22 protein-coding genes, 1 tRNA gene and 3 pseudogenes are annotated in these 23,684 nt (G+C 61.2%); 14 read left to right on the top strand and 12 right to left on the bottom strand.

Annotation, left to right across the window (positions count from 1 at the left end; all coding sequences use genetic code 11):
* The first annotated feature begins 203 nt into the window (after positions 1-203).
* Positions 204-1,151, top strand: a complete 948-nt coding sequence (locus tag MK6180000_RS07880; protein ID WP_138934232.1) for a GlxA family transcriptional regulator — start codon at positions 204-206, stop codon at positions 1,149-1,151.
* Positions 1,152-1,270: 119 nt separating this feature from the next.
* On the opposite strand, the pseudogene MK6180000_RS07875 reads toward MK6180000_RS07880, so the two are convergent.
* From MK6180000_RS07875 to MK6180000_RS07855, 5 genes and pseudogenes are all read right to left on the bottom strand, one after another.
* Positions 1,271-1,657, bottom strand: a pseudogene (locus MK6180000_RS07875) (IS5 family transposase); the annotation flags it as partial.
* Between the two features lie 328 nt (positions 1,658-1,985).
* Positions 1,986-3,051, bottom strand: a pseudogene (locus tag MK6180000_RS07870) (IS110 family RNA-guided transposase).
* Positions 3,052-3,243: 192 nt separating this feature from the next.
* A pseudogene (locus MK6180000_RS07865) lies at positions 3,244-3,905 on the bottom strand (efflux RND transporter permease subunit); the annotation flags it as partial.
* 187 nt (positions 3,906-4,092) lie between these two features.
* Entirely contained in the window at positions 4,093-4,380 is a 288-nt protein-coding gene (locus tag MK6180000_RS07860) for a hypothetical protein (protein ID WP_138934231.1), read from the bottom strand.
* 26 nt (positions 4,381-4,406) lie between these two features.
* Positions 4,407-4,661 (bottom strand): hypothetical protein, encoded by a 255-nt coding sequence (locus MK6180000_RS07855; RefSeq protein WP_138934230.1) that lies wholly within the window; start codon positions 4,659-4,661, stop codon positions 4,407-4,409.
* 350 nt (positions 4,662-5,011) lie between these two features.
* On the opposite strand from MK6180000_RS07855, the gene MK6180000_RS07850 reads away from it, so the two are divergent.
* The gene (locus MK6180000_RS07850) at positions 5,012-5,326 is read left to right on the top strand and encodes a hypothetical protein (RefSeq protein ID WP_138934229.1); all 315 of its coding nucleotides are present in this window, start codon (positions 5,012-5,014) and stop codon (positions 5,324-5,326) included.
* Here MK6180000_RS07850 and MK6180000_RS07845 read toward each other — a convergent pair.
* Positions 5,266-6,537, bottom strand: a complete 1,272-nt coding sequence (locus MK6180000_RS07845) for a DUF6538 domain-containing protein (protein ID WP_138934228.1) — start codon at positions 6,535-6,537, stop codon at positions 5,266-5,268. The genes MK6180000_RS07850 and MK6180000_RS07845 overlap by 61 nt on opposite strands.
* A gap of 145 nt (positions 6,538-6,682) precedes the next feature.
* Positions 6,683-6,772, bottom strand: a tRNA-Ser gene (locus tag MK6180000_RS07840).
* Between the two features lie 331 nt (positions 6,773-7,103).
* Here MK6180000_RS07840 and MK6180000_RS07835 point away from each other — a divergent pair.
* From MK6180000_RS07835 to MK6180000_RS07810, 6 genes are all read left to right on the top strand, one after another.
* Complete coding sequence (locus MK6180000_RS07835) at positions 7,104-7,829, top strand: 50S ribosomal protein L21 (RefSeq protein WP_138934227.1); 726 nt, start codon at positions 7,104-7,106, stop codon at positions 7,827-7,829.
* Positions 7,830-7,955: 126 nt separating this feature from the next.
* Positions 7,956-8,225 carry a 50S ribosomal protein L27 gene (gene rpmA, locus MK6180000_RS07830; RefSeq protein ID WP_138934226.1) on the top strand — a complete coding sequence of 90 codons (270 nt, stop codon included), beginning with the start codon at positions 7,956-7,958 and terminating at the stop codon, positions 8,223-8,225.
* A gap of 250 nt (positions 8,226-8,475) precedes the next feature.
* Positions 8,476-9,015, top strand: a complete 540-nt coding sequence (locus tag MK6180000_RS07825) for a GNAT family N-acetyltransferase (RefSeq protein ID WP_138934225.1) — start codon at positions 8,476-8,478, stop codon at positions 9,013-9,015.
* Between the two features lie 69 nt (positions 9,016-9,084).
* Positions 9,085-10,125, top strand: a complete 1,041-nt coding sequence (obgE, locus tag MK6180000_RS07820; protein WP_138934224.1) for a GTPase ObgE — start codon at positions 9,085-9,087, stop codon at positions 10,123-10,125.
* Positions 10,113-11,219: a glutamate 5-kinase gene (gene proB, locus MK6180000_RS07815; protein ID WP_138934223.1), complete on the top strand. Its 1,107-nt coding sequence runs from the start codon at positions 10,113-10,115 to the stop codon at positions 11,217-11,219. Before obgE ends, proB begins: the two co-directional genes overlap by 13 nt.
* 67 nt (positions 11,220-11,286) lie before the next feature.
* The gene (locus MK6180000_RS07810; protein WP_138934222.1) at positions 11,287-12,552 is read left to right on the top strand and encodes a glutamate-5-semialdehyde dehydrogenase; all 1,266 of its coding nucleotides are present in this window, start codon (positions 11,287-11,289) and stop codon (positions 12,550-12,552) included.
* Positions 12,553-12,567: 15 nt separating this feature from the next.
* Here MK6180000_RS07810 and MK6180000_RS07805 read toward each other — a convergent pair whose 3' ends face one another.
* The gene (locus MK6180000_RS07805; RefSeq protein WP_138934221.1) at positions 12,568-13,167 is read right to left on the bottom strand and encodes a histidine phosphotransferase family protein; all 600 of its coding nucleotides are present in this window, start codon (positions 13,165-13,167) and stop codon (positions 12,568-12,570) included.
* 27 nt (positions 13,168-13,194) lie between these two features.
* On the opposite strand from MK6180000_RS07805, the gene MK6180000_RS07800 reads away from it, so the two are divergent.
* From MK6180000_RS07800 to olsA, 3 genes are all read left to right on the top strand, one after another.
* Positions 13,195-13,377, top strand: a complete 183-nt coding sequence (locus MK6180000_RS07800; protein WP_138934220.1) for a DUF3553 domain-containing protein — start codon at positions 13,195-13,197, stop codon at positions 13,375-13,377.
* Between the two features lie 178 nt (positions 13,378-13,555).
* Positions 13,556-14,338 carry an L-ornithine N(alpha)-acyltransferase gene (gene olsB / locus MK6180000_RS07795; RefSeq protein WP_138934219.1) on the top strand — a complete coding sequence of 261 codons (783 nt, stop codon included), beginning with the start codon at positions 13,556-13,558 and terminating at the stop codon, positions 14,336-14,338.
* Positions 14,335-15,168: a lyso-ornithine lipid O-acyltransferase gene (olsA, locus tag MK6180000_RS07790; RefSeq protein WP_138934218.1), complete on the top strand. Its 834-nt coding sequence runs from the start codon at positions 14,335-14,337 to the stop codon at positions 15,166-15,168. The genes olsB and olsA overlap by 4 nt, the downstream gene beginning before the upstream one ends.
* A gap of 10 nt (positions 15,169-15,178) precedes the next feature.
* On the opposite strand, the gene MK6180000_RS07785 is transcribed toward olsA, so the two are convergent.
* Entirely contained in the window at positions 15,179-15,799 is a 621-nt protein-coding gene (locus tag MK6180000_RS07785; RefSeq protein WP_138934217.1) for a thiamine phosphate synthase, read from the bottom strand.
* 173 nt (positions 15,800-15,972) lie between these two features.
* Between MK6180000_RS07785 and MK6180000_RS07780 the strand changes: the two genes are divergently transcribed.
* From MK6180000_RS07780 to MK6180000_RS07770, 3 genes are read left to right on the top strand one after another with little or no spacing between them, the layout of a single operon-like run.
* The gene (locus MK6180000_RS07780) at positions 15,973-16,728 is read left to right on the top strand and encodes an RNA methyltransferase (protein ID WP_138934216.1); all 756 of its coding nucleotides are present in this window, start codon (positions 15,973-15,975) and stop codon (positions 16,726-16,728) included.
* Positions 16,729-16,787: 59 nt separating this feature from the next.
* Complete coding sequence (gene ctaA, locus MK6180000_RS07775) at positions 16,788-17,930, top strand: heme A synthase (RefSeq protein ID WP_138934215.1); 1,143 nt, start codon at positions 16,788-16,790, stop codon at positions 17,928-17,930.
* Position 17,931: 1 nt separating this feature from the next.
* Positions 17,932-19,410: a carboxypeptidase M32 gene (locus MK6180000_RS07770; protein ID WP_138934214.1), complete on the top strand. Its 1,479-nt coding sequence runs from the start codon at positions 17,932-17,934 to the stop codon at positions 19,408-19,410.
* 6 nt (positions 19,411-19,416) lie between these two features.
* Here the strand turns inward: MK6180000_RS07770 and MK6180000_RS07765 are convergent, their stop codons facing one another.
* The 3 genes from MK6180000_RS07765 to MK6180000_RS07755 form a co-directional block, all read right to left on the bottom strand.
* The gene (locus MK6180000_RS07765) at positions 19,417-20,016 is read right to left on the bottom strand and encodes a hypothetical protein (RefSeq protein WP_138934213.1); all 600 of its coding nucleotides are present in this window, start codon (positions 20,014-20,016) and stop codon (positions 19,417-19,419) included.
* The gene (gene gyrA / locus MK6180000_RS07760; protein WP_212751885.1) at positions 20,013-22,802 is read right to left on the bottom strand and encodes a DNA gyrase subunit A; all 2,790 of its coding nucleotides are present in this window, start codon (positions 22,800-22,802) and stop codon (positions 20,013-20,015) included. The genes MK6180000_RS07765 and gyrA overlap by 4 nt, the downstream gene beginning before the upstream one ends.
* A gap of 247 nt (positions 22,803-23,049) precedes the next feature.
* A complete protein-coding gene (locus MK6180000_RS07755) occupies positions 23,050-23,613 on the bottom strand; it encodes a lipid-binding SYLF domain-containing protein (RefSeq protein WP_138934212.1) in 564 nt (187 codons plus the stop codon).
* Positions 23,614-23,684 lie beyond the last annotated feature (71 nt).

Below are 23,684 nucleotides of genomic sequence, written 5' to 3'. Positions count from 1 at the left end.
ATATAATACTGCTATACGTGGACTGTCGGCACGGGCGCCCGGCGCCAACCGAGCGGGTGCAGTGCTATGCGCTTGCACCCGAGATTGCCCAATTAATAAAGGGAATACTCGGTCTTCAACAGCAACCCCACGCATCGTCGAGCCTTTCTCGCCTAGCGCACGGTCATCAATATGAGGCCATTTAATTTCTGGGAGTCCACAGTATGAGCGCGCAGCATTTCGTCTTTCTGCTGGTCGAGAATCACACGCATCTGACGCTTGCCTGCGCAATCGAGCCGTTGCGCATCGCCAACATGATCAGCGGCGAGGATCTTTATCGGTGGTCGTATGCGTCCGAAGACGGTAGCTCGGCGACCGCGTCGAACGGCTCCGTGACGCTCGTGCAGCATGCCTTCAGCGATCTGCCTAAATGCGATCGCCTGTTCGTCATACCTGGCCTCGGAATGACGGAGCTCATCACGCCCTCGCTGCTGACCAGCCTCCGCAAAGCGCGCGCGGTCGGCGTTCAATTGGGGGCACTGTGTTCTGGTGCCTGGATTCTCGCGGAGGCCGGATTTCTCGACGGGATGAAGGCCGCGATACATTGGGAATACCACGATGCGTTCGCCGAACGCTTTCCGGATGTCACCCTGGTCCGCAGCGTCTTTGTCGCGGACGAAAAATATATCACGGCCTCTGGAGGAACTGCGACGGCGGATTTGCTGCTGCATCTGATTGACCAAGACCACGGCTATGACTTGTCGGTCGCCGTGTCGGACATGATGGTCTATGCGGGGGCACGCGAAGCGTCGGTTGACCAGCGCATTTCGCTTCAATCCCGTTGGGGCATGCGCAACCCACATGTCGCTCGGGCAATAGAGATCATGCGCGGCGCGCTCGAAGAGCCGGTCTCCCCGATGGACATTGCGCAGGATCTGGGAATTTCAGCCCGTCAGCTTGAGCGCCTCTTCGGGCGATATTTCAACACCAGCCCCAGCCGCTACTATATGGAACTTCGCCTTGACCGTGCGCGAAACCTGTTGCTGCAGACAGAGATGTCGATTTCCGAAATCGCGATCGCCAGCGGATTCCAAAGCATCGGGCATTTTTCCCGGCTGTATCGCAAATCGTTCGGAACAACGCCGAGCATGCAGCGCGGAAGGATCGCCTGATATGACGGTCGATCTTCCGCGAGCGGGGGCGGGCTGAACTTGAACTGAACGCTACTCGGCCGCATCCTTCTGCACGGGCAGATAGGCGAAGGCCCAGTCGTTGTAGCTGCCCTGATGCCACCCTCGACCTTGATGCCCGTGCTGTCGATCAGCAGGTGCAGCCGGCCGTTGGAGCCACGATACGGGATGTTCACGGACAGCGTCTTCTGGCGGCGCGATAGCGTGCTGAAGTCGGGCACCGCCCAGGTCAGACCGGTCAGACGCAACAGGCTCTCGACGAACCCGTTCGTCTGGCGCAGCGCCATGCCGAACAGCACCCTCATCGTAAGGCATGTCTGGACCGCAGCATCGCTGTAGGTCTGCTGGCGGCCACGCCGGCCTGATGGCGCGGCATCCCAGCTCATCTCGGGGTCGAACCAGATCGTTAGCGAGCCACGGCGCTTGAGCGCTTCGTTATATGCAGGCCAGTTCCGGGTCTTGTAGGTTGGGGGTGTGGGTCTGCTCATGTCGACCAGCTACCACGCTGGATCCACCAGATGAATCCCTCATCGGATTTGTGCATGTATGGATGCCCCTATTGGTGCAAGTGATTTTTTGAACGGCGCGAGCATGTGATCGGGTGCGGTCATGTATCAGGCCTCTGTGTGCGGTGATATCTTGACCGCGGGCCGGTTTGGCGATGCGCGGACCAGAGGCATATCAACAAACCGAGCTCGGTGGCTCCTGCACAAATGCTGCTTTCTCTGACCCGGATCTGATCGATCCTTTGCCCTTACTGTTCAGTGACCTCCTCACACCCCCAACTCACCGGGACGCCGTGACACGCAATCTTCGCTATGCCATCGTCGCTACCGGATTCCGGTAATCCTCTTGTTTTGTCATCATGGCCCAGAGGCCACGCGCCATCTTGTTGGCCAGCGCAATCGCGGCGACCATGCGTGGCTTGCGCGTCAGCAGGCGTTTCAGCCAGCCATTATTCGGTGTGTTGAACCGCTCCACAGCCTGGAGAACAGCCATGGCGCCAGAGACCAGAAGGGTGCGGATGTCACGCTGTCCCAACTTCGAGGTCTTCCCGAGCCGAGCCTTGCCGCCCGTCGAGTGCTGTTTCGGCACAAGCCCCAGCCACGCGGCAAAATCACGACCGCGCCGGAAGGTGGCCAGGTCAGGGGCAAACGTCTCGATCGCAAGCGACGTGACAGGGCCTACGCCCGGCATGGTTTGTGCGCGGCGCACCAAGTCCGCTTTCTTGGCGGCACATCTCATCTTCGCGTCAAGCTCTGCAACACGCGCATTCATTCCCTCAATCTGCTCCAGATACATCCGGCCAAGTTCACGAACCTCGATGTGCAGCGCCGTGTCATTATCTGCGAGTGCGTCCACGAGCTGCTTGAGATGGGCAGGCCCTCTGGCTGCGACCAGTCCGTGTTCGGCGAGGTGGCCGCGCAAAGCGTTGATCATCTGGGTGCGCTGACCAACAAACATCTGCCGCGTGCGAAACAGCATGGCGCGGGCCTGCTGATCTTCGGACTTCACTGCAACAAAGCGCCCTCTCGGCGATGCGTGCATCGCCTGCCGGGTAATACATTGTTGGACGCAATGCAGCTTCCACGATGGCCTCTGCATCGGCCACATCGTTCTTCTGGCGTTTTACGAAAGGCTTTACGTAGGACGGCGGGATTAACCGCACGTCGTGCCCCAGCGCTTCAAACGCCCGACCCCAGCCATGCGCCGTCGCACACGCCTCCATGGCGATCAGGCATTTGGGCTGCTGCGACACGAACGTGAGAACCTGACCTCATGAAAGCTTCTTACGAAACGCGACCGACCCGTCATTGTGGGCACCGTGCAACTGGAAAACGCGCTTTGCCAGGTCGACACCGATAATAGTAACTTCGGACATGGATGCTCCTTCCTTTTGTGATGGCTCTAACACTCACCACAATGGCACATTCCGATGCCGTCGGGAGGGGCATCCACGACATCAACAAAGCCCCGCTACGGTCTGAATCCCGGTGCGACCTATTATCGGCTTGGCGATTACGTTTATCAGATCGATCGTGACGCCAAGGAAGTACTCGATCTGGTCGGGGCCGACGAGGCCCCCAGCGATGGCCGAGCTCAGCTCGGTCCACCATTGCGTTGACGGCGCACCATAGACGATCTCGCGGGTGAAGAGATTGAGGTTCACGCCGATCACCATTGGCATGAAGCCAAGCGCCGTCGTGACCGAGGTCCTCACCACCGGGCGCAGACGCTGCGCGCCGGTGCGCATGCGGATTCTAGCGGCGACAAGCCGGACTTTTGCAGATCGTTGTAGGTGTCGATCAACAAAATTTTGTTGTTCACGACAATCCCGGCGAGCGCGATCACTCCAATGCCGCCCATGACCACGCCGGAGGGGCGACCCGTGACGATGAGGCCAAAAAGGACGCCTGCCACCGAGAGAACGATGGCGCTCATCACCACGGAAGCTTGGTAGAAATTGTCGAATTGGATCGAGAGGATGATGAACATCAGCACGATCGCAGTCGCAAACGCCCCGACCAGAAAGATCATCGATCCAGTCTGATTTTGCGCCTCGCCCGCGAAGGCAGCCTCGACGCCGTCCGGCAGGTCCATCGTGTTGATGGTGGATTGCCCCTGCGTCACTTGATCATTGACCAGCACGCCGGGGGCGACGTTGGCCTCGATTGTGATGACGCGTCGTTGGTCGACGCGGGTGACGGTGCCGCTGCGCGGGCTCGGCTCGCAGGTGGGAATTTGGTTCATGCGAAACATAGCCTCGGGTCAGGAAGGAGGTATATCGGAGCACTATGATATCGTTTTTGTCCTACGCAATTCTGTCACCGTGCGATGCGACTTTCGCAGAGTTTCGTGAAACAGTGTCCAAATCGAGCTCCCGCAACCAACACTAATTCTTCAAAAGCTTGAGTTTTTCCACTCAGGCCTTTTTGGCGTTTGGTTCCTGAGCTGAGGTTAGCAACGCCGCGAGGGCTCCTTCCAAATGAATGCCCAGCTTGCCGCCCGTCGGTAAGCGCTGAAGCACGATCCGGTCAATCAGGCCGCGCAACGCTTCCTTCGCCTCCAGCATTCCGTCGGGGTTTTGAAGCTGTGCGATCAGGGTGATGATCCTCTCCCTGTAGCTATCCGCCATTCTTGGGTGGATCCGGATGGGGGAGGGAGTTGCCTCGCGCGCTACTGCCTTCCAATTCGATGCGTCGCGCATCAAGCGCCAGCATCCGGTCTTTGACTTGCTCAGCCGGAATCCCAGCTATGATCGCATCCAACAAGCTTGGCGCGGTCCTTCTTGGTCGTTGCCAGCTCCTTTTCCAAGGAGGTGCGATTGAGGGAGGACTCAGCCTGAAGGCGATTTTTTTCCTTGGCGTATTCCTGACAAAAGATGGTGAGCGCATCCTGATCCATCAGGTTGTTCTGCAACGCATCCAAGACCAAGCGCTTAAGCTCTGCCTGAGCAATTGTAACATCGCTCACCGTGTCGTCATGCAGCATTTTTCCTCGTGCAAGGTCTCATGTGATGGGGACCACCGTCACGGGCTCGGACAGACCGGCTTGGCATGTGAAATTTAGAGAAGAATAGAATGTCGAAAGATGTGGCGGATTAATCCGGATCACGGCACGCTGGCTTGAAATCGCTTGAGGATGCCATCCCAATCCTGAGTGTTGACCGTGTTAAGTCAAACGTGACTTCTTCGTAATTTCCATAGTTTTCCACAGGTTCCTTGCCGTTAGCACAAATTTCCCCATCTGTTTGAAGTCTTGCTCTGCTAATGTGGATCTCACAGCAGGCACGCGCCTCGCTATCGAAAATTCAGACTTTCACCATCCAGTGAGTAACGCGTTTGCGCGATCCGAGATGTCATATCCAAGCCAGTTCCTCGGGCGCCTCGAAAGGGTCTCGGCAATTTGGTGCGCGCGCGGCGCCCAAGAGCGACCTCGAACGCCTTCATGCAGCGATCGAGGTCGTCGCGGAGCTGATGATCGACGATCCCGGCTACACACTCATCTTCGAGCGGCTCGAACATGAGATCAAGATCGAGACGACAGCGCTATCCGGTCAGACGGCGGCGCAGGCCCGAGCCCGTGCGCTCCTGCGTCAGAGGGACACCGGCACCAGCAACGCGCTCAGCATCTCCAGCGACCCGCCGTCACCGTAGCGTTCGCGCCGGAGAGAATGACCCATCAAATCGCGCCGGATGCGCTCGTCGATGCGAGCCGCCAACATCCGGTCTTCGAAGCTGTGACGCAGGCCGTAGAGGCTATGCTCAGGCGTCTCCAGCAGGTCATTGTCCCGCAAGTATTTGTTGATCGTCGCACTGAGGCTGGCCGAGCTTCCCCGATAGCGCGCGAAGCCGTCTGGATGGGCACGCATAGCTTCGAGCGAGACGCCAAGCAGAGGGATGGTCCGCCGCGAGCTCTTCGTCTTGAGTTGCCGCCCATGTGGCGCGAGCGCGATATGCGGCGTGTTGGCATCAAGCCGGATCTCCTCGGGCGTCAGCCCGGCAAGTTCACTCGGGCGCAACCCTGTGTTGATCATGGCGAGCAGGATGGCCCGCGCCTCGTCATTGAGGCCAGTTAGTGCGCCGGGGCGCAAAAGATGCTCTTCAATCCACAAGCGCGAGAACGGAGGCCGCTTCTTTGCCTCCCCCTCTCTGAAGGCTAGCCCCGACAGTGGCAGCGCCAAGTTCAGGCGTTTCATGCGATTGACCGTCTTTAGGACATCGCCCAGATGCGTAAAATCTTTATTGGCGCTGTTCGCCGTAAGACCGCGCGTTTCCAGCCCATCATACCACCATTCCCGAAAGTCGAGCATATCGTCCCCTGTAATTTCCGCGAGCGGCTTGTCCCCGACGACATCCAGAAAATTTTGGATCGCCTTCTTGCGCGGGTTCTTCCAGCGGCGCAGCTGGTCCTCGCTTTTGCCAAGCGTTTTGTCCTTCGCCAGAGTCCAATACAGCTCAAGCGCGTGGGACACGGTGATCACGGGAGCGGGCACGCTTCCCAAAACAGCCGCTGCAACTGCCTTGTCTGGTGTGCCTTCGTGATCAGGGATCGCATCGATCCGCGCCAGCACCTCCCGCCGCGGCAAGTCCGCGACGTCCGCCGCATGCAGATATCGAAATCCCCGACTCAGCGCGATCGCCTGCGCCGAGGCATGGCGCCTCGAAACCTCCACGTCATCCCCAGCCAGGCGAGCTTCCCAGAGCTCGACCTGCTCGTTCCAGAGTGCGGCTGCCTTTTGCTGCGCCAAGGTCTCCGAATCCGTCTTGAGGCTCACGTAGAAAGACGCGCGGCTTTCGACCGACTGAAATCGGGCGGGCACACGCTTACGCAGATGATAGGTGTTGTTGCGTTTCTGAAGCTTCATTCTGCGTCACCTTCCGACCAACTTGTGTGGCAGAATGTGTGGCAAAATGTTCAGCACATCAAGAGAACTGCGTAGATGTCAGTGTCAGAAATATGATTAACTATCTGAGTTATAAGGTAAAAATAATTTATAAAGGGAAAATTAGTGGCGGAGAGACAGGGATTCGAACCCTGGGAAGGCTTGCACCCTCAACGGTTTTCGAGACCGCCCCGTTCGACCACTCCGGCACCTCTCCGCGGGGGTCTGGTGGGCGGGTGTTAGAGTGGTTTTCACGGGCTCGCAAGGGGCCTTTGGGAAAATCTGGATGAAATCGTACTGCTTTCACGCTGCGTGCGGAAAAACCCTGCGGTCAGCAGATTTCCACATTGCCTCACGGATGACGTAGAACAGGCGAAACCTGCTTGACTTGGCAGGTGGATCACCCGATAAGCCCCCATCCCGGCAGGGGTGAGCCCTGCATGGTTTGTATTCTATGACGCCCCAAGGGCGCGCTGTCCAAGGTGGCCACAAGGCCGCGAACACCCGTATCGGGGACCGGCGGACGCGGAAAAGTAAAGGAAAGACAGATGTTTGCGGTTCTCAAAACCGGAGGCAAGCAGTACCGGGTCAAGTCCGGTGATATGCTGCGTGTCGAGAAGCTGGCCGCTGAGGCAGGCGAGACAATCCAATTCAACGAGATTCTGATGCTGGGCGGAGACAGCCCCATTGTTGGCGCACCGCTAATCGGCGATGCCTGCGTGCAGGCCGAGGTCATTGACCAGATCAAGGGTGACAAGGTCATCCACTTCGTCAAGCGTCGCCGCAAGCACAGCTCTAAGCGGACCAAGGGTCACCGCCAGCAGCTGACGCTGCTTCGGATCACCGACATCTTGGGCGAGGGCGCGGAGAAGTCTGGCGTCAAGGCCGCAATCGGCGCAGGTTCTGTTTCTGGCTCGGCTGTCGTTTCGGACGGTCAGTACGCCAAGAATAAAGGCGAGCAAGCCGAAATGAAAAAGCGGGTGAAGGTAGGCGAAGCCGAAGAGAAATCGGCCGAGACCAAAGCCCCCGCCAAGAAGGCCGCGCCTAAGAAGGCGGCGCCCGCAAAGGCATCCGGCGACGACGATCTGAAAAAGCTGTCGGGCGTTGGCCCCGCGCTGGAGAAGAAGTTGCACGAAAACGGTGTTACGAGCTTTGCCCAGATCGCCAAGTGGAGCGACGCCGACGTGGCCGAGATGGACGAGAAGTTGTCCTTCAAAGGCCGTATCGAGCGCGAAGGCTGGATTGATCAAGCCAAGGAATTGGCCAAAGGCTAACGTGTTTCTCGCCGCCCCTGATCCGCAGGGGATGGCGCGGGGCCTTCATGACAATGATACGTTTTGCGCGTTTTGACTTGGGCCGGTAAGGCCGGTTCCGCACAGAACGCTTAAAGGAGAGACCAGATGGCACATAAAAAAGCAGGCGGTTCATCCCGTAACGGCCGCGACAGCGCGGGCCGTCGCCTTGGCGTCAAAAAATACGGTGGCGAATCCGTCATCCCCGGCAACATCATTATGCGCCAGCGCGGCACCAAGATGTGGCCGGGCGAAGGCGTCGGCCTTGGTAAGGATCACACGATCTTTGCTAAGATCGAAGGCAATGTGAAGTTTCACACGGGCCTTAAGGGACGCAAGTTCATTTCGGTTCTGCCATTGCAGGACGCCGCCGAATAAACCTGATCCGTTATGGACAGGCATGAAAAGGATCGGCGGTAAACGCCGGTCCTTTTTTAGGTTTCGCCATTTTTTCGCCTTTTGTGCGATTTAACGATGACGGCATCGGTGAAACCTTTGACCATTCGGATGTGTTTCTTAGTTGAATGGCTGCCGATCGGCGCGGATGGAAGTAGGTCCGCTTTAGTAACCTGATCTGGCGCTGTTCATCACGCATATATCTATTCTCGCTTCTGGAAAGGGGCATGACATGACCCTCCCAACACCCATTCTTCAGCCCAGCTTTTCTATTGGTGCCTATGATTTGCGCCCGGTGCGTCCGTCTGATGCGGGGCTAATGGCGCTTTATACAGGCGATGTGCGCGTGGCGCAGTCGACCTCGTCGATACCCCACCCGCTGCCACCCGGCACGACCGAGGCTTTTATTGCGCGCTGCATGGCGGACGGCCGAACCGAGGACGCGTGGACCATTGATGGCACCCGCGCGGGCAGTGGCGAGGTTATGGGCGTGATCAGCCTGACGCGCATGGATTTCGGCCAAGCCGAGATCGGCTATTGGGTCGCACCAATTTTCTGGAATTCGGGTGTTGCATCGGCTGCGGTTGGCGCTCTGGTTGCCGGTAATCCGCAGGCCAGCCGCATCATCTTTGCGACCGTGCAGCAGGGCAATCCAGCCTCCGCACGGGTGCTGACAAATAGCGGCTTCAGCTACCTCGGCGATGCAGAATCCTACTGCCTGGCGCGCGGGAGCAAAGTTCCCACCTGGACGTATAGCCGAAAACTGGATTGAGGCGCGCGTGGCCTTTGCGTATGCAGGGCCTTAGCGGGCATCTCAGCCCACTGATGCAGGGACCATGCGATGAAATTTCTCGATCTGGCCAAGGTCTATATCCGTTCGGGTGGCGGCGGTGGCGGTTGCGTCAGCTTTCGCCGTGAAAAATACATCGAATTCGGTGGCCCGGATGGCGGCGACGGCGGCGGTGGTGGCTCGGTTTTCGCCGAGGCGGTCGACGGCCTGAATACGCTGATCGATTTTCGGTATCAGCAGCACTTTTTCGCCCGCAGTGGCCAGCCCGGCATGGGTCGGCAACGCACCGGCAAGGATGGCGACGATATCGTGCTGCGTGTGCCCGTCGGCACTGAAATCCTTGATGAGGATCAAGAAACAGTAGTCGCCGATATGACCGAACTGGGCCAGCGCGTGCAGCTCGCGCGCGGCGGCAATGGCGGCTTTGGCAACCTGCATTTCAAGTCATCGACCAATCAGGCCCCGCGCCGCGCTAATCCAGGGCAGGAGGGGGTCGAGCGGACCATCTGGCTGCGTCTGAAATTAATCGCTGATGTTGGCCTGCTTGGCCTGCCGAATGCTGGCAAATCGACGTTTCTGGCGGCCACATCAAATGCACGGCCCAAGATTGCAGACTATCCCTTTACGACGCTGCACCCCAATCTGGGCGTCGTCGGCGTGGATAACGTGGAATTTGTCGTCGCCGACATTCCCGGCCTGATTGACGGGGCGAGCGAGGGCAGGGGGCTGGGTGATCTTTTCCTCGGCCATGTGGAACGGTGCGCAATCTTGCTGCACTTAGTCGACGGCACGTCCGAAACTGTCGCCGAGGATTACCAGACTATCATTACCGAGATTGAGGCCTATGACGGCCCGCTCAGCAGTAAGCCGCGCCTCACCGTCCTGAACAAGATCGACGCGCTGGATGAGGATGCACTGGCCGAGGCGAAGGCCGCGCTGGAGGAGGCATCCGGCGGGCCCGTTATGACCATGTCGGGCGTATCTGGCGACGGCGTTACCGATGTGCTGCGTAGCTTGCGCAGCGAGATTGATGACGACCGTCTGCGTCATCGCACGGCTGACGAAGAAGAGCCTGCGCCTTGGCGTCCCTGACGGACGCACGCCGACTGGTCGTCAAGATCGGCTCTGCGCTGCTGGTTGATCGCACAACCGGTGCGCTGCGCGCCGATTGGCTGGAAGGCCTATGCGATGATGTTGCGCGCCTTCGGGCACGCGGCACAGATGTAGTGCTGGTATCGTCCGGCTCTATCGCGCTGGGGCGCGGTACGCTGAACCTACCCGCCGGCGCCCTGACACTGGAGCAATCACAGGCTGCTGCTGCCGTAGGGCAAATCCGGCTCGCAGGGGCATATGATGCCGCCTTGGCCGCGCGCGGGCTGACGGCTGCGCAGGTGCTGTTGACGCTTGAGGACAGCGCGGACCGGCGCAGGTATCTGAACACACGCGCCACGCTGGAGCAGCTTTTGCGCCTTGGCGCAGTGCCTATCGTCAACGAAAATGACACCGTCGCCACCGACGAGATTCGCTACGGCGACAATGACCGCCTCGCCGCACAGGTCGCTGTGACAGCAGGCGCCGATCAACTGATCTTGCTCAGCGATGTCGATGGTTTTTATTCGGCCAACCCTGCCACCGATAATGCCGCTTATCGCTACGACACCATCGACGCCATCACCCCTGAGATCGAAGCGATGGCTGGCGACGCAGGTTCGGGCCTCAGCAAAGGCGGAATGAAAACCAAGTTAATGGCCGCCCGCGCCGCGATGGCCGCCGGCTGCGACATGGCCATTACCGAAGGGTCCGTGATGCGCCCGCTCGCCGCGCTTGAGGCAGGGGCTCCAGCGACATGGTTTACTGCGCAGGGCACCCCGCAGCAGCGCCGTAAGGCGTGGATCGCGGGCATGAAGCCCAAGGGCCGGGTGACGATTGACGCAGGAGCCGCCCGCGCAATCCAGCAAGGCAGCAGCCTGCTGCCCGCCGGCGTGACAGCGATCAGTGGGACGTTCGGGCGCGGCGATGCCGTTGAGATTATCGGGCAAGATGGGCCATTGCTGGGCCTTGGTCTTACGCGATACGCTGCAGTGGATGCTGTGCAGATTAAGGGGCTACGCTCGGATGCCATTGACGCCGTTTTGGGATATCCTGCGCGGGCTGCGTTGATTCACCGGGACGATATGGCGTTCTGACATTGCCCGAATAGCTGCGGCCCCTAATAGCTGCGGCCCCGAATATCTGCGGCAAGGAGCCGACACTATGACTGAAGCGACCGATATTCCCGCCCTGATGGCCCGCATAGGCGCATGCGCCCGCGCCGCAGCGACCGAACTGGCCGTAACCGAGAGTGATCGCAAAGACGCGGCCCTGCGCGGCGCCGCCGACGCAGTATGGGCGCGGCGCGCGGCCATTATCGAGTCAAATGCCAAGGATATGGCCGCCGCCCGCGATAAGGGGTTAGGGGATGCCATGCTTGACCGGCTGATGCTGGACGAGGGGCGCATCAGCGCCATCGCGGACGGCCTGCGCGCCGTTGCGGATTTGCCCGATCCGGTGGGCGAGGTGCTGGCCGAATGGGATCAGCCCAGCGGCATCCACATCCGCCGGGTGCGCACGCCCCTTGGCGTGGTCGGCGTTATTTATGAGAGCCGTCCGAACGTGACTGCCGATGCCGGCGCGCTGTGCCTTAAGGCTGGCAATGCCGTGATCCTGCGCGGCGGCTCCGAAAGCTATAATAGCGCCCGCGCCATTCACGCCTGTCTCAAGCAGGGACTTCGCGAGGCTGGCCTGCCCGAGGAGGCGATCCAACTGGTCCCAACACGCGACCGCGCCGCCGTCAGCGAGATGCTGACCATGGTCGGCGTCATTGACGTGCTGGTGCCGCGCGGCGGCAAGGAACTTGTGGGACTTGTGCAGCGCGAGGCGCGCGTGCCGGTCTTTGCCCATCTGGAGGGCATCGTTCACATCTATGTCGATGCAACTGCCGATGCCGAGAAGGCGTTGCGCGTGGTACTGAACGCCAAGACGCGGCGCACCGGCGTCTGCGGCGCGGCTGAATGTCTGCTGATCCACCGTGATCTGGTGGGCGGCTTGGGCAGTGATCTGGTGCGCGCATTGCTGGATGCGGGCGTCGAAGTGCGCGCCGATGAGGCGCTAAGCGCGATTGAGGGCACCGTTCCTGCCACCAGCGCGGATTGGGGCCACGAGTATCTGGATAGCATCATCGCCGCGCGGGTCGTCGGCGACTTGGGTCTCGCTATTGGACATATCGAGCAGTATGGCTCGCACCACACCGACTGCATCATCAGTGAGGATCCGGCGGCGGTTCAGGCGTTCTTTGCGCAGGTCGACAGCGCGATCCTGATGCACAACACATCCACACAGTTTGCCGACGGGGGCGAGTTCGGCATGGGCGCCGAGATCGGCATCGCCACCGGCAAATTGCATGCGCGCGGTCCGGTGGGTGCAGCCCAGCTAACCAGCTTTAAGTATCTGGTGACAGGCGACGGCACTATTCGCGGCTAAAAACGCGCCCCGGTGTCAGAAGCTGATGGTGACCGGATCATTCAGGTCTATATCGGCGCTGCGGTCCATTTCCGCCAAAAGACCGGGCAAAAGTGCGAACTGCACCTGCGCCGCGGGCAGATTATCCAGATTGCCATGCTCGGGCGCGCTGAGCCACGCCCAATGCTCAGTCCGCGGGTCCAGTCGCTCTCCGGCGGTCGAGAGGTGCAGGCGTTCCTCGCCCCCTGTTACCGTCACCGTCCCGCCAAGGGGCACCGCCTGCTCGGCGCATAGCAGCGCGAGAAAGGCCGCCTGAGCGATCTTGCGCGGCAGCGGGCCGTCCACTTGCCAGTCACATGTGACGCGCGCGTCGTAGACGCCTTGAATGATGCTGCTCAAATCTCGTGCGGTCATGCTCTGGCCGTCCGATGACAGGCCAAACGCGACGCGAAAGAACCGCAGGCGCGCGTTGGCGTGGGCCGCACTGCCGACAACCATCGCCATTTCCGGCCCCTCTGGCACACCAGACAGCCCCATCAACTCCAGCCCATTGGAAATGGCGCCAACCGGACTGATCAAATCGTGGCAGATACGCGCGCCTATCAGCGCGCCCAGATTGCGGCTAGCCTGGGTCATGTAGATCCTTTCGAACGAGGCAGGCAGATGAGCGATTCTTCAGCGTTTCTAGAGCCGGGTATGCGCGTCGAGGCGCCCAGCCAGCCCGAATGGGGCGTGGGGCAGGTCCAGTCGTGCGTTGCGGGCAAAGTCACGGTAAATTTCCCCGATGCCGGTAAGGTGGTGATTGATACCAGCCGCGTGATGCTGCTGCCGGTCATTGATCCCTGATGTTGGTTACCAAATAATTAATCAGAACAACGAAGCCGATGATGAACCGGGCTGCAATTTCGCACAAGGCCGCGTTGTGTCCGGCGCGTTCTGGGCGGTCGTCCGCCATGTTGCCTTTGCGCGCAACGGGCCATAGAACTCCTACGAAGACCCCACCAGCCCCTGCCGTCGAGGCCCCATGCAGACAGCCCCGCTCAGAACTGGACATTCCCCCGACTTTCAACTGCGCCTTGCGTCAGATGCGGGTGATATCCGTGCAGCGCAGCGCCTGCGCTACCGCGTTTTCGTCGAAGAGTTGGGCGGCGGCGGCCCAATGGTCGATCACGCTGCTGCGCTAGAGGCGGACCATTTCGACCAGTGGTTTGACCATCTGCTGCTCTTGGATCGGGCCTTGCCTCCGGGCGACGCGGTGATCGGCGTCTACCGCCTGCTGCGCGCGGATCAGGCAGCGTTGGCGGGGCAATTTTATTCCGAAGACGAATATGACCTCACTGCACTTCGCAACACGGGGCGCACCCTGCTTGAACTAGGCAGATCGTGTGTCGATGCGCGCTATCGCGGGGGCGAGGCGCTGCTCCATCTGTGGAAGGGTCTGGCGGCATATGTCGCAGATCATGGTGTCGAGGTCCTATTCGGCGTTGCCAGTTTTCATGGTACTGACCCTGCCGCACTGGCCGCACCCCTGTCGCTCTTGCATCATCGCCACCTTGCACCGACCTCGCTGCGCGCGCGGTCACTGCGGCATCAGCCGATGGATCTGATTCCCGAGGATGCGCTGGACCGGCGCGCCGCGATGCTGCAAGTGCCGCCGCTGATCAAGGCGTATCTGCGCCTTGGCGGCCATGTGGGCGATGGTGCGTACATAGATCACGCGTTTAACACCACCGATGTCTGCCTGACGATGGATACGGCTCGGCTGAGCGCTAGGCGGCGCGCGCTTTATTCGCGGGGCGGCGCATGAGCGTGCCCCCATGGCCGCGCGCAGATAGCGCGATCGCGCCGCCGCCCGGCCTGCTGGGCTGGGTGCGCGTAGGATTGCGCGCTGCCATCTTATTGGGCGCTCTGGCTGTCCTCTTGCCGCTTTTGCTATTGGTGCGTGCGGTCGAGCGTCCGGTGTGCGGCCCGCGCCGTCCGGTATCGCCCTATATCGTGCAGGCGTACACGCGCGTTTGCACTGTCATCCTAGACATACGGCTGGTGCTGCGCGGCAGTCCAATGGAACTGCCGGGGGCGGTGGTGGGAAATCACGCATCATGGCTGGATATTTTCGTGCTGAACGCGCGCCACCGGGTTTTCTTTATTTCTAAAGCCGAGGTGTCGGGCTGGCCATTCATCGGATTCCTCGCTCGGCAGACCGGCACGCTGTTTATCCGGCGTGACGCGCGCGAGGCCCGCGCACAGACTACCGCGCTGGAAACGCGGCTGACGGCAGGGCATCCGCTGCTATTTTTCCCCGAGGGCACATCCACAGACGGGCTGCGCGTGCTGACATTCAAGTCGACGCTGTTTCAGGCTTTCTTCGCTGCGGAGCTGCGAGAGGGCGCGTATATTCAGCCTGTCACGGTGATCTATCACGCGCCGCCGGAGCAGGAGGATGCGTTCTACGGCTGGTTCGGCGACATGGATTTCGCGCCGCATTTTCTGGCGGTGATGGCTGCGCGGGGCGGCGGGCATGCCGAATTGGTCTATCATCCACCGCTGCGGGTGGCCGATTACCCCGGCCGCAAAGCGCTGGCGCAGGAAGCAGAGCGCATTGTGCGCGCCGCCATGCCGCCTGAAAGGCAGGGATAGCTGGCCGGGTTTAGCCCATCGCGCGGATCAGGGCACCAAGCGCGGCGGCTGGATCGTCGTGGCCCCAAATTTCGTCCCCGATGCCAAAAAAATCGGTAAGCGGCGACAGCTCTGTTATGCGGGGCGCTGTCAGCGCGCCCTCGGCCACAACAGGGATCTCGACCACATCGGTCCACCACTGGAAAAGCTCGGTATCGGCCTGTTCGCCGCCACCCAGCGCGCTGGCGCCCGCGGGGCCGAAGGCGATGTAATCGGCGCCGGCCTCGCCCGCGCTCAGCCCTTCGTGGCTGGATTGGGCACAGAACGCGCCGACGATGGCGTCAGCCCCCAGCGCCGCGCGCGCCTTTCGGACAGATCGCGCACCGTCTGGCAAATGGACACCGTCGAGGCCTAGACGGTCGGCCAGTGCGATGTGACGCTCCAGCACGATTGCAACGTCGCGGGCATGGGCCACCTCGCGGCAAGCATCTGCGATGCGCGCGATCCGGTCCTCGTCATGGGTGGCGAGCGACAAGCGCAGGCACGCAATTTCGTGCGCGTCCAGCGTCGCGGCGAGGCGATCCGAGAATGTCGCGGGGTCGAACTCTGGCGGGGTAATCAGGTAGATCTGCGGCTGCTCTTGGTCGCTCATGGCGCGCTCCTCGGTCTGGCGTCGCCCGCGTATAGCGCAGGATTTCGGGCGGCGCCACAGGCTGCGCGGCCCGGTGCGCTCCGCGCGGGGATATTTAAGGGCAAGAAGAATGCGCAGGCCTTTCCAAGACGGGGTCGGAGCGGTATCACGCGGCCAAGCGAGAGGGACCGATCATGCCGACAGACACGCCCCAGCCGACCTTTGTATTGGTGCGCCCGCAGATGGGCGAGAATATCGGCGCAGCGGCGCGTGCGATGTGGAATTTCGGGCTGGACCGGATGCGTATCGTCGCGCCTCGTGACGGCTGGCCCAATCCCGGCGCGGTCGCGATGGCCAGCGGGGCCGGCCGGCTATTAGACGAGGCGTTGCTGGTGGGTGATCTGCCCGGCGCGCTGGAAGATAGCCACTATGTTTATGCCACCACAGTACGCGGTCGCGACCTGACCAAGCCAATCTTGAGCCCCGAGGAGGCGATGCAGGATGCCGCGCGCCGGATTGCAAACGGGCAGAAGGTGGCTGTGATGTTCGGCCCCGAGCGTTCGGGGCTGGAGAATGACGATGTGGCTCGCGCCAGCGCTATCATCACGGTGCCGGTCAATCCGGCCTTTCCCAGCCTGAACCTTGCTCAATGCGTTTTGCTGACGGCCTATGAGTGGCGCCGTGCCTCTGCCGCAGTGCCAGAGGGTAAGGTGCATATGCACAATACCCAGTGGGCCGATCAGGCAGAGATCGAGGCGCTGGCGACCCATTATGACGAGCGGATGGGCGAGGCGGGATTTTTCTATCCAGACCACAAGGCGGAGAGTATGCGCCAGACTATGCGCAATTTCTGGAGCCGGATGCCCTTGACGCAGGCCGATACGCGGCTTTTGCACGGTATCCTGCGTCAGATGGTCCGTTGGAAGGATCGTGGGGGCGGCGGCGCTTGAAGGGGCACGGCGCGCGCACTAACCTGTCCAATGCAATAACTTCGTGAGGAGCGGCGGAAATGGCTGAAAAACGCAGCATTTTTCAAGAGGTGGAGACGCCCGGCGCGGCGCCAGTCGCACCGCGCGGAGGCATGATCGACGCAGGGCGCCGCGGCGCGCGGCGAGGTATCCGCCTTTGGCTGATGGTGCTCTTTGCGCTGGTCGTCGTGATGATCGCTGTCGGTGGCCTGACACGGCTGACCGATAGTGGTCTGTCGATCACCGAATGGCGCCCGCTGACGGGGGCAATTCCGCCACTGAATGTCGCTGACTGGCAGGCGGAATTTAAGCTCTATCAGGCCATCCCCGAATTTCAGGCGCAAAACAGTTGGATGAGCCTTGAGGATTTCAAGGCGATCTATTGGTGGGAATGGGGCCATCGCCAGTTAGGCCGTTTCATTGGTCTGGTCTGGGCCGTTGGCTTTTTCGGCTTTCTGGCAGCGCGCCAGATTCCGGCGGGCTGGACAGGTCGGCTGCTGCTGCTGGGCGCACTTGGCGGCGCGCAGGGGGCTATCGGCTGGTGGATGGTCTATTCTGGCCTTGGCGGCGACAGGACCGATGTGGCGTCCTATCGCCTTGCCACGCATCTAGGTCTCGCCTTTGTCATTTTGGGTTTTATCACTTGGTACTTCCTGCTGCTTTCGCGCCCCGAACGCGAGGTTATGCAGGCCCGGCGCACGCGTGAGGCGCGTCTCTTTGGCCTCGGCACAGGGTGGATGCATTTTGCCTTTGTGCAAATACTCATCGGCGCGCTTGTCGCCGGCATAGACGCCGGGCGCAGCTATACCGAATGGCCGCTGATGGGCGGCGCACTGTGGCCGCAGCAGATGATGGTGATTGAGCCGTGGTGGCGCAACTTCTTTGAAAACCCCGGTACTGTGCAGTTTGTCCACCGCATGGTCGGCTACGCGCTGCTGGCGTTTTCGATCTTGGCCGTCATGCGCGGACGGCGCAGCGCATATGTTGCGACGCGCCGTGCATTTACACTCGCCTTCGTTGCAGTGCTCGCCCAGATTGTCCTTGGGATCATCACGGTTGTGCTGGGCGCGCCGTGGCAGGTGGCAATTGCGCATCAGTTTTTGGCGGTCATCGTATGGGTGCTGATCATCCGCGCAAGGTTCCACACCGGATACCCGGCTGCACAATCCATTAGAGGCAAATAAAATGAGCGCTTTTGACGAACTTATGGCGCATCAGCGCCAAACCGAAGCGCTGGCGCAGATTGCCGGGCGCCTTAGTTGGGACCGCGAGACGATGATGCCGCGCGGCGCGGCCACGCAGCGATCTGAGGAGGCAGGCGCGCTCCACTCGGTGCTGCACGCGCGGCGCATCGATCCTCGCGTTGGGGAGTGGTTGGAGGCCGCCCGCGCCGAGACGCTGGACCAGCAGGGCGAGGCGCAGCTGCGCCATATATCGCGCAGCTATGAGCGCACGCAGCGCGTGCCGGGCGATCTGGCCGCCGCATTGGCGCGGCTGACCGCGCTCAGCCAAGGACAATGGGCAGAGGCGCGCGAAAAGGACGACTTTGCCGCATTTGCCCCTGTTTTGGCCGAGGTTGTGGCCCTCAGGCGCGAGGAGGGCGCGGCGTTGGCAGATGGCGGCGACGTCTATGATGCAATGCTCGACGATTACGAGCCGGGCGCCAAGGCCGCAGATCTGGAGGCGATGTTCACGGCCCTGCGCCCCGGTCTGATCGCGCTGCGCGAGGCGGCATTGGGCGCTGCTGCGGCGCCGACGGTATCGGGAAGTTTCGACGCGCAGTCGCAAATGAGGCTGGCGCGCCAATTGGCCAAAGTGTGCGGCTACGACATGTCGCGCGGGCGCATCGACAAGGCAGTGCATCCTTTCTCTAGCGGGTCGGGCGACGACGTGCGGATCACGACGCGAACTAGCGATAGCGATCCGTTCAACTGCATTTATTCCACAATGCACGAGGCCGGCCATGCGATCTACGAGCAATCGATCGATCCAGCCTACGCCCTGACCCCGCTGGGCGCCGGCGTGTCGATGGGCGTCCACGAGAGCCAGAGCCGCATTGTCGAGAACCAGCTGGGCCGCAGTCGCGCCTTTACCGGCTGGCTTTATACCCAGATGACGGAGGCGTTTGGCGATTTCGGCATTGATGGGCCGGACGCGCTCTATGCTGCTGTAAACAGCCTGCATCGAGGGTTTATCCGGACCGAGGCGGACGAGGTGCAGTATAATCTGCATATCCTCATGCGCTTTGATCTGGAGCGGGCGCTGGTCGCGGGCGATTTGGCCCCCACCGATCTTGAGGGTGCGTGGAACGACCGCTTCCTGCGCGATTTCGGATATGCTGTTCCCAGTGCATCGCAAGGCTGCCTGCAGGACGTGCATTGGTCTGTCGGTCTCTTTGGGTATTTCCCAACGTATAGCCTTGGGAATGTCTACGCCGGATGCCTGTCCGAGGCGCTGCGCCAGGCGGTGCCGGATCTGGACGCGCAACTGGGGCAGGGCGATATGAGCGGTGCTATGGGTTGGCTGCGCGAGAATGTGCAGCAGCATGGCGGGCTATACACCCCGCGCGAACTGATTACGCGCGCTTGCGGGTTTGAGCCGACAGAAGAGCCTCTGATGCGCTATCTGGAGCAGAAGTTTGGCGCGCTCTACCCGGCCGGCTAGGGTAGTTTAGCCGCGCTTGCGATAGGCCTTGCGCGCGCGGTCCAGCTCTTGCTGGCCGGCGGTAAGATCGGGCGCGACATTGCCCAGTATGTAGGTGATGTCGGCGCTCAGCGGCGCAATCGGCGCACCTGTTTCCCGCGCGAGGTGCAGCATGTCGAAAATGACGTCAAAATCGTCGCCCTGCATTTCGTATATGCTTAGCAGCGATCCGGCGGCGTCCAGATAGGCGGCGCGCCCCGGCGAGGCCGACAGGCCCGCTCCGGCATCGAGCGCGGTATAGCCTGCGTCTGCAAGCGCGCGGGCTGTTTTGCCGCATGTCTCAAGCTGGTCCAAGCGCGCGTTTAGGTCTGCGTCCGCAATCGCGCCTCCTGCAAGATCGACAAGGCGCTCTGTGCAGTCCGCTGCATGAATGCCTGCCGCGTCGACTGCACCGCCGACCTTGGCGATCACTGCGCTGCGATCGCTGACGGGATCACCGCCGGAACCGCCCTGATGGCGCCAAACGGCCAGACCTGACACCAGCAGCAAGGCAATACTGGCCAACGCCGCGACGATCATCGTCGCGCGGCGCGGCCTGCGAGGCTGGTTGCCGGCGCCCGGGCTCATTCGCCGTCTGTTGCGGCCTCAACCGCTGCACCATCTGCTGCGCTATCCTCGTCCACGCCCTCGTCCTCGGGCTGCTCGGCGATCCAGGCGACACTGACGACGATCTCGTTCTTGCCCGTGTTGAACACCTTGACGCCGCCGGCGCTGCGCGAGCGGAAAGAGATGCCCTTGACCGGCACGCGGATCGACTGGCCCTTGGACGTGGCCAGCATAATCTGGTCCTCAAGCGTGACCGGGAAACTTGCCACCAGCGCACCGCCGCGCATTGCCTTGTCCATCGCTGTCACGCCCATGCCGCCGCGTCCGCGAATGGGGTAGTCGTGCGACGAGCTCAGCTTGCCTGTGCCCTGCTCTGAGATGGTCAGGATCAGCGTTTCGGCGTCCGACATCGCGGTAAAGCGGTCGGGCGAGATCGCCGCATCCGCGTCGCCTTCGTCATCTGCCGCTTCCAACTCTTCGTCGGTCAGACCGGCCTGAGCACGGCGCATCTTGAGGTAGGCTGCCCGTTCGTCCGAGGTGGCGTCGAAATGCGGGATGATCGACATCGACACGACGCTGTCATCGCCGGTCAGGCGAATGCCGCGCACGCCCAAAGACGCACGGCTGTTGAACACGCGGACGTCCGTCGCCCGGAAGCGGATTGCCCGTCCCGAGGACGTGACCAGCATTACGTCGTCATCATTCGAGGCGATGCGCGCATTGATCAGCGTGATGCCTGCATTCTCTTCTTCGAACCGCATAGCAATCTTGCCGTTGCTGCGGACATTGGTAAAATCCGACAGCTTGTTACGGCGGACGGTGCCCGCTGACGTGGCAAAAACCACCTGTAGATCGTCCCATTCCGCCTCGTCCCGGTCGACGGGCATAATGGCGGCGATGGATACGCCCGGCGGGATCGGCAGGATATTAACGATCGCCTTGCCTTTGGACGTGCGGCCACCTTGAGGCAGGCGCCATGTCTTGAGCTTGTAGACCATCCCGTCGGTCGTGAAGAACAGCAGTTGCGTATGGGTATTGGCGACAAAGAGGGTGGTAACCACGTCCTCGTCCTTGGTCGCCATACCGCCAACACCCTTGCCACCGCGCTTCTGGCTGCGGAAATCGGCCAGCGCGGTGCGTTTGATGTAGCCGCCCGATGTGACGGTGACGACCATGTCCTCACGCTCGATCAGGTCCTCGTCGTCCATGTCGCCAGACCAGTCGACGATTTGCGTGCGGCGCGGGACAGCAAAGAGTGATTTCACCTCGGCCAACTCATCCGCGATGATCTGCATGATCCGCTCACGGCTGGCGAGGATGGCGAGGTACTCTTTAATCTTGCCGGCCAGCTCTTGCAGCTCGTCGGTGACTTCCTTGACGCCCAGCTGTGTCAGGCGTTGCAGGCGCAACTCCAGAATGGCGCGCGCTTGCGTTTCGGACAGGTTATAGGTGCCGTCGTCGTTGGCCGTGTGCGTCGGATCGTCGATCAGCGCAATAAAAACGAGGATTTCGCCAGCCGGCCAGCGGCGCGTCATCAGCTTTTGCCGCGCATCGGCTGCATCGGCAGAGGCGCGGATGGTCGCGACGACCTCATCGACGTTGCTGACGGCGACCGCCAGACCGCATAGGATATGGCTGCGCTCGCGCGCCTTGCGCAGCTCGAACGCTGTGCGGCGGGCGACGACATCCTCGCGGAAATCGATGAAGGACGTGAGGAACCGGCGAAGCGTTAGCTGCTCGGGGCGGCCGCCATTGAGAGCCAGCATGTTGCAGCCGAAATACGTCTGCATGGGGGTAAAGCGGAACAACTGATTCAGGACGACTTCGGCGGTGGCGTCCCTTTTCAGTTCGACCACGACGCGCACGCCGTTGCGGTCAGACTCGTCCTGAACGTGCGAAATCCCCTCGATCCGCTTTTCGCGGGCCGCCTCGGCGATACGCTCAATCATGGTGGATTTGTTCACCTGATACGGGATCTCGTCGATGATGATGGCCCAGCGATCTTTGCGGATCTCTTCGGTGCGGGTTTTAGAGCGGATGATGACGCTGCCGCGCCCCTCCAGATACGCCTTTCGCGCGCCGGTACGGCCCAGCATGATGCCACCGGTGGGAAAATCGGGACCGGGGATGTATTCAATCAGGTCCTCGCTGGTCAAATCCGGATTTTCGATCAGGGCCAGCGTGGCGTCGATAACCTCGCCCAAGTTATGCGGTGGGATATTGGTCGCCATGCCCACGGCGATACCGCCTGCGCCATTGACCAGCATATTAGGGAAACGGGCGGGCAGGACGGTCGGCTCGCGGTCCTTGCCGTCGTAGTTGTCTTGGAAATTGACGGTATCTTTGTCGATATCGGCCAGCAGATAGGCTGCAGGCTTGTCCATCCGCACTTCGGTATAGCGCATTGCAGCGGCGTTATCGCCGTCCATGGAGCCGAAATTGCCCTGACCGTCCAGCAGCGGCAGCGACATCGAGAAATCCTGCGCCATGCGCACCAGCGCATCGTAGATAGCCGAGTCGCCATGCGGGTGATATTTGCCCATCACATCGCCGACAGCACGGGCGGATTTGCGGTATGGCTTGTCGTGCGTATTGCCGCCCTCGAACATCGCATAGAGGATGCGGCGGTGCACCGGCTTTAGCCCGTCGCGCAGATCAGGGATCGCGCGGGAGACGATGACCGACATCGCATAATCGAGGTATGACGTCTTCATTTCGTCGGTGATGGACACCGTCGGTCCGTCATACACCGCGCGCGGTGGTCGGTTGTCGTCCATGTCGTCAGGGGATTCCGGCGTATCGGTCAAGGTGGTGCCTACTCTGTCACGTCATTCCAGATGTTGTTGTAAATGCTATATCACCGGCTGGATATAGGGTGCAATGGCGCATGGTCACAGTTACCAGCCGCCTTGAAGTAGGCGCGCTAAGATGCTGTGTTTGCAGTACATTAATTTGGACCCAGCCGGACTAAAAAGCGGCGTTTGCGCAGAGTTTCATCTATGCAAGCGCAGGCGGTCGAATTCGCGCCGGGGGCAGCCCCGGCGCGGGCACATATCAGGGAATGATGCGCGTGTATTTCATGCCTTCCAGCGAGGCGCCTGCCATCAGGCCGGCCTGACCAAAGACGACTGCGATCACTGGCGAGATAGAAGTTGTCGTTTCGGCGCGCAGGTTTTCACCTGTGTCCTTGAACACGTATTCTATATCTGCCCCAGCCGCCCAGCCAGACGACCGCCGGAAACTGGACAGCGCATTGCCGGTCATAAAGAACAGCACGTGCGCAAACTGCTGCGCGCCGATCTGCAGCCCGACGCTGCCCTTGGTGGCGGAGTAGTAGTCGACCGTCTGGCCGTTGATCTGGAGCGCGCCGCGCCCGTAGCCGCCGCCCAAGCCAAACCCGGCCTCGGTAATCAGCGGCATAACCAGCATACCCGTCGCCTTCTCAGACAGAGTGCGGGTGCCGGGATAATTGTCGTAGAGATACTGAACGGTGGTATTGACGCGCGCATCAATTTCTTCGGGGCCGCGGCTGCCGATGCCATTGCCGCAGGCGGCAGTCATAAGACCGGCGCTGCCGAGCGCGCCCAGGGTGAAACCGCGTCTGGTGAGAATGCTCATGGATTTGTGCCTGTTCGTTGCCTGAATGCTGCCGACCGTTTCATCGGTCGATCTGCGCCCGACTATAAGCG

It is taken from the genome of Roseovarius arcticus (assembly GCF_006125015.1).
Lineage (GTDB): Bacteria > Pseudomonadota > Alphaproteobacteria > Rhodobacterales > Rhodobacteraceae > Roseovarius > Roseovarius arcticus.
The sequence above is the reverse complement of the archived record's forward strand: the minus strand, read 5'-3'. Positions and strand labels throughout refer to the sequence as shown.

Bases quoted from the DNA above. Each gene is read 5' to 3' on its own strand.
- MK6180000_RS07880 (WP_138934232.1), top strand. From the start codon at position 204: ATGAGCGCGCAGCATTTCGTCTTTCTGCTGGTCGAGAATCACACGCAT.
- MK6180000_RS07855 (WP_138934230.1), bottom strand. From the start codon at position 4,661: ATGCTGCATGACGACACGGTGAGCGATGTTACAATTGCTCAGGCAGAG.
- MK6180000_RS07845 (WP_138934228.1), bottom strand. From the start codon at position 6,537: ATGAAGCTTCAGAAACGCAACAACACCTATCATCTGCGTAAGCGTGTG.
- MK6180000_RS07835 (WP_138934227.1), top strand. From the start codon at position 7,104: ATGTTTGCGGTTCTCAAAACCGGAGGCAAGCAGTACCGGGTCAAGTCC.
- rpmA (WP_138934226.1), top strand. From the start codon at position 7,956: ATGGCACATAAAAAAGCAGGCGGTTCATCCCGTAACGGCCGCGACAGC.
- MK6180000_RS07825 (WP_138934225.1), top strand. From the start codon at position 8,476: ATGACCCTCCCAACACCCATTCTTCAGCCCAGCTTTTCTATTGGTGCC.
- obgE (WP_138934224.1), top strand. From the start codon at position 9,085: ATGAAATTTCTCGATCTGGCCAAGGTCTATATCCGTTCGGGTGGCGGC.
- MK6180000_RS07810 (WP_138934222.1), top strand. From the start codon at position 11,287: ATGACTGAAGCGACCGATATTCCCGCCCTGATGGCCCGCATAGGCGCA.
- MK6180000_RS07805 (WP_138934221.1), bottom strand. From the start codon at position 13,167: ATGACCCAGGCTAGCCGCAATCTGGGCGCGCTGATAGGCGCGCGTATC.
- MK6180000_RS07800 (WP_138934220.1), top strand. From the start codon at position 13,195: ATGAGCGATTCTTCAGCGTTTCTAGAGCCGGGTATGCGCGTCGAGGCG.
- olsB (WP_138934219.1), top strand. From the start codon at position 13,556: ATGCAGACAGCCCCGCTCAGAACTGGACATTCCCCCGACTTTCAACTG.
- olsA (WP_138934218.1), top strand. From the start codon at position 14,335: ATGAGCGTGCCCCCATGGCCGCGCGCAGATAGCGCGATCGCGCCGCCG.
- MK6180000_RS07785 (WP_138934217.1), bottom strand. From the start codon at position 15,799: ATGAGCGACCAAGAGCAGCCGCAGATCTACCTGATTACCCCGCCAGAG.
- MK6180000_RS07780 (WP_138934216.1), top strand. From the start codon at position 15,973: ATGCCGACAGACACGCCCCAGCCGACCTTTGTATTGGTGCGCCCGCAG.
- ctaA (WP_138934215.1), top strand. From the start codon at position 16,788: ATGGCTGAAAAACGCAGCATTTTTCAAGAGGTGGAGACGCCCGGCGCG.
- MK6180000_RS07770 (WP_138934214.1), top strand. From the start codon at position 17,932: ATGAGCGCTTTTGACGAACTTATGGCGCATCAGCGCCAAACCGAAGCG.
- MK6180000_RS07765 (WP_138934213.1), bottom strand. From the start codon at position 20,016: ATGAGCCCGGGCGCCGGCAACCAGCCTCGCAGGCCGCGCCGCGCGACG.
- MK6180000_RS07755 (WP_138934212.1), bottom strand. From the start codon at position 23,613: ATGAGCATTCTCACCAGACGCGGTTTCACCCTGGGCGCGCTCGGCAGC.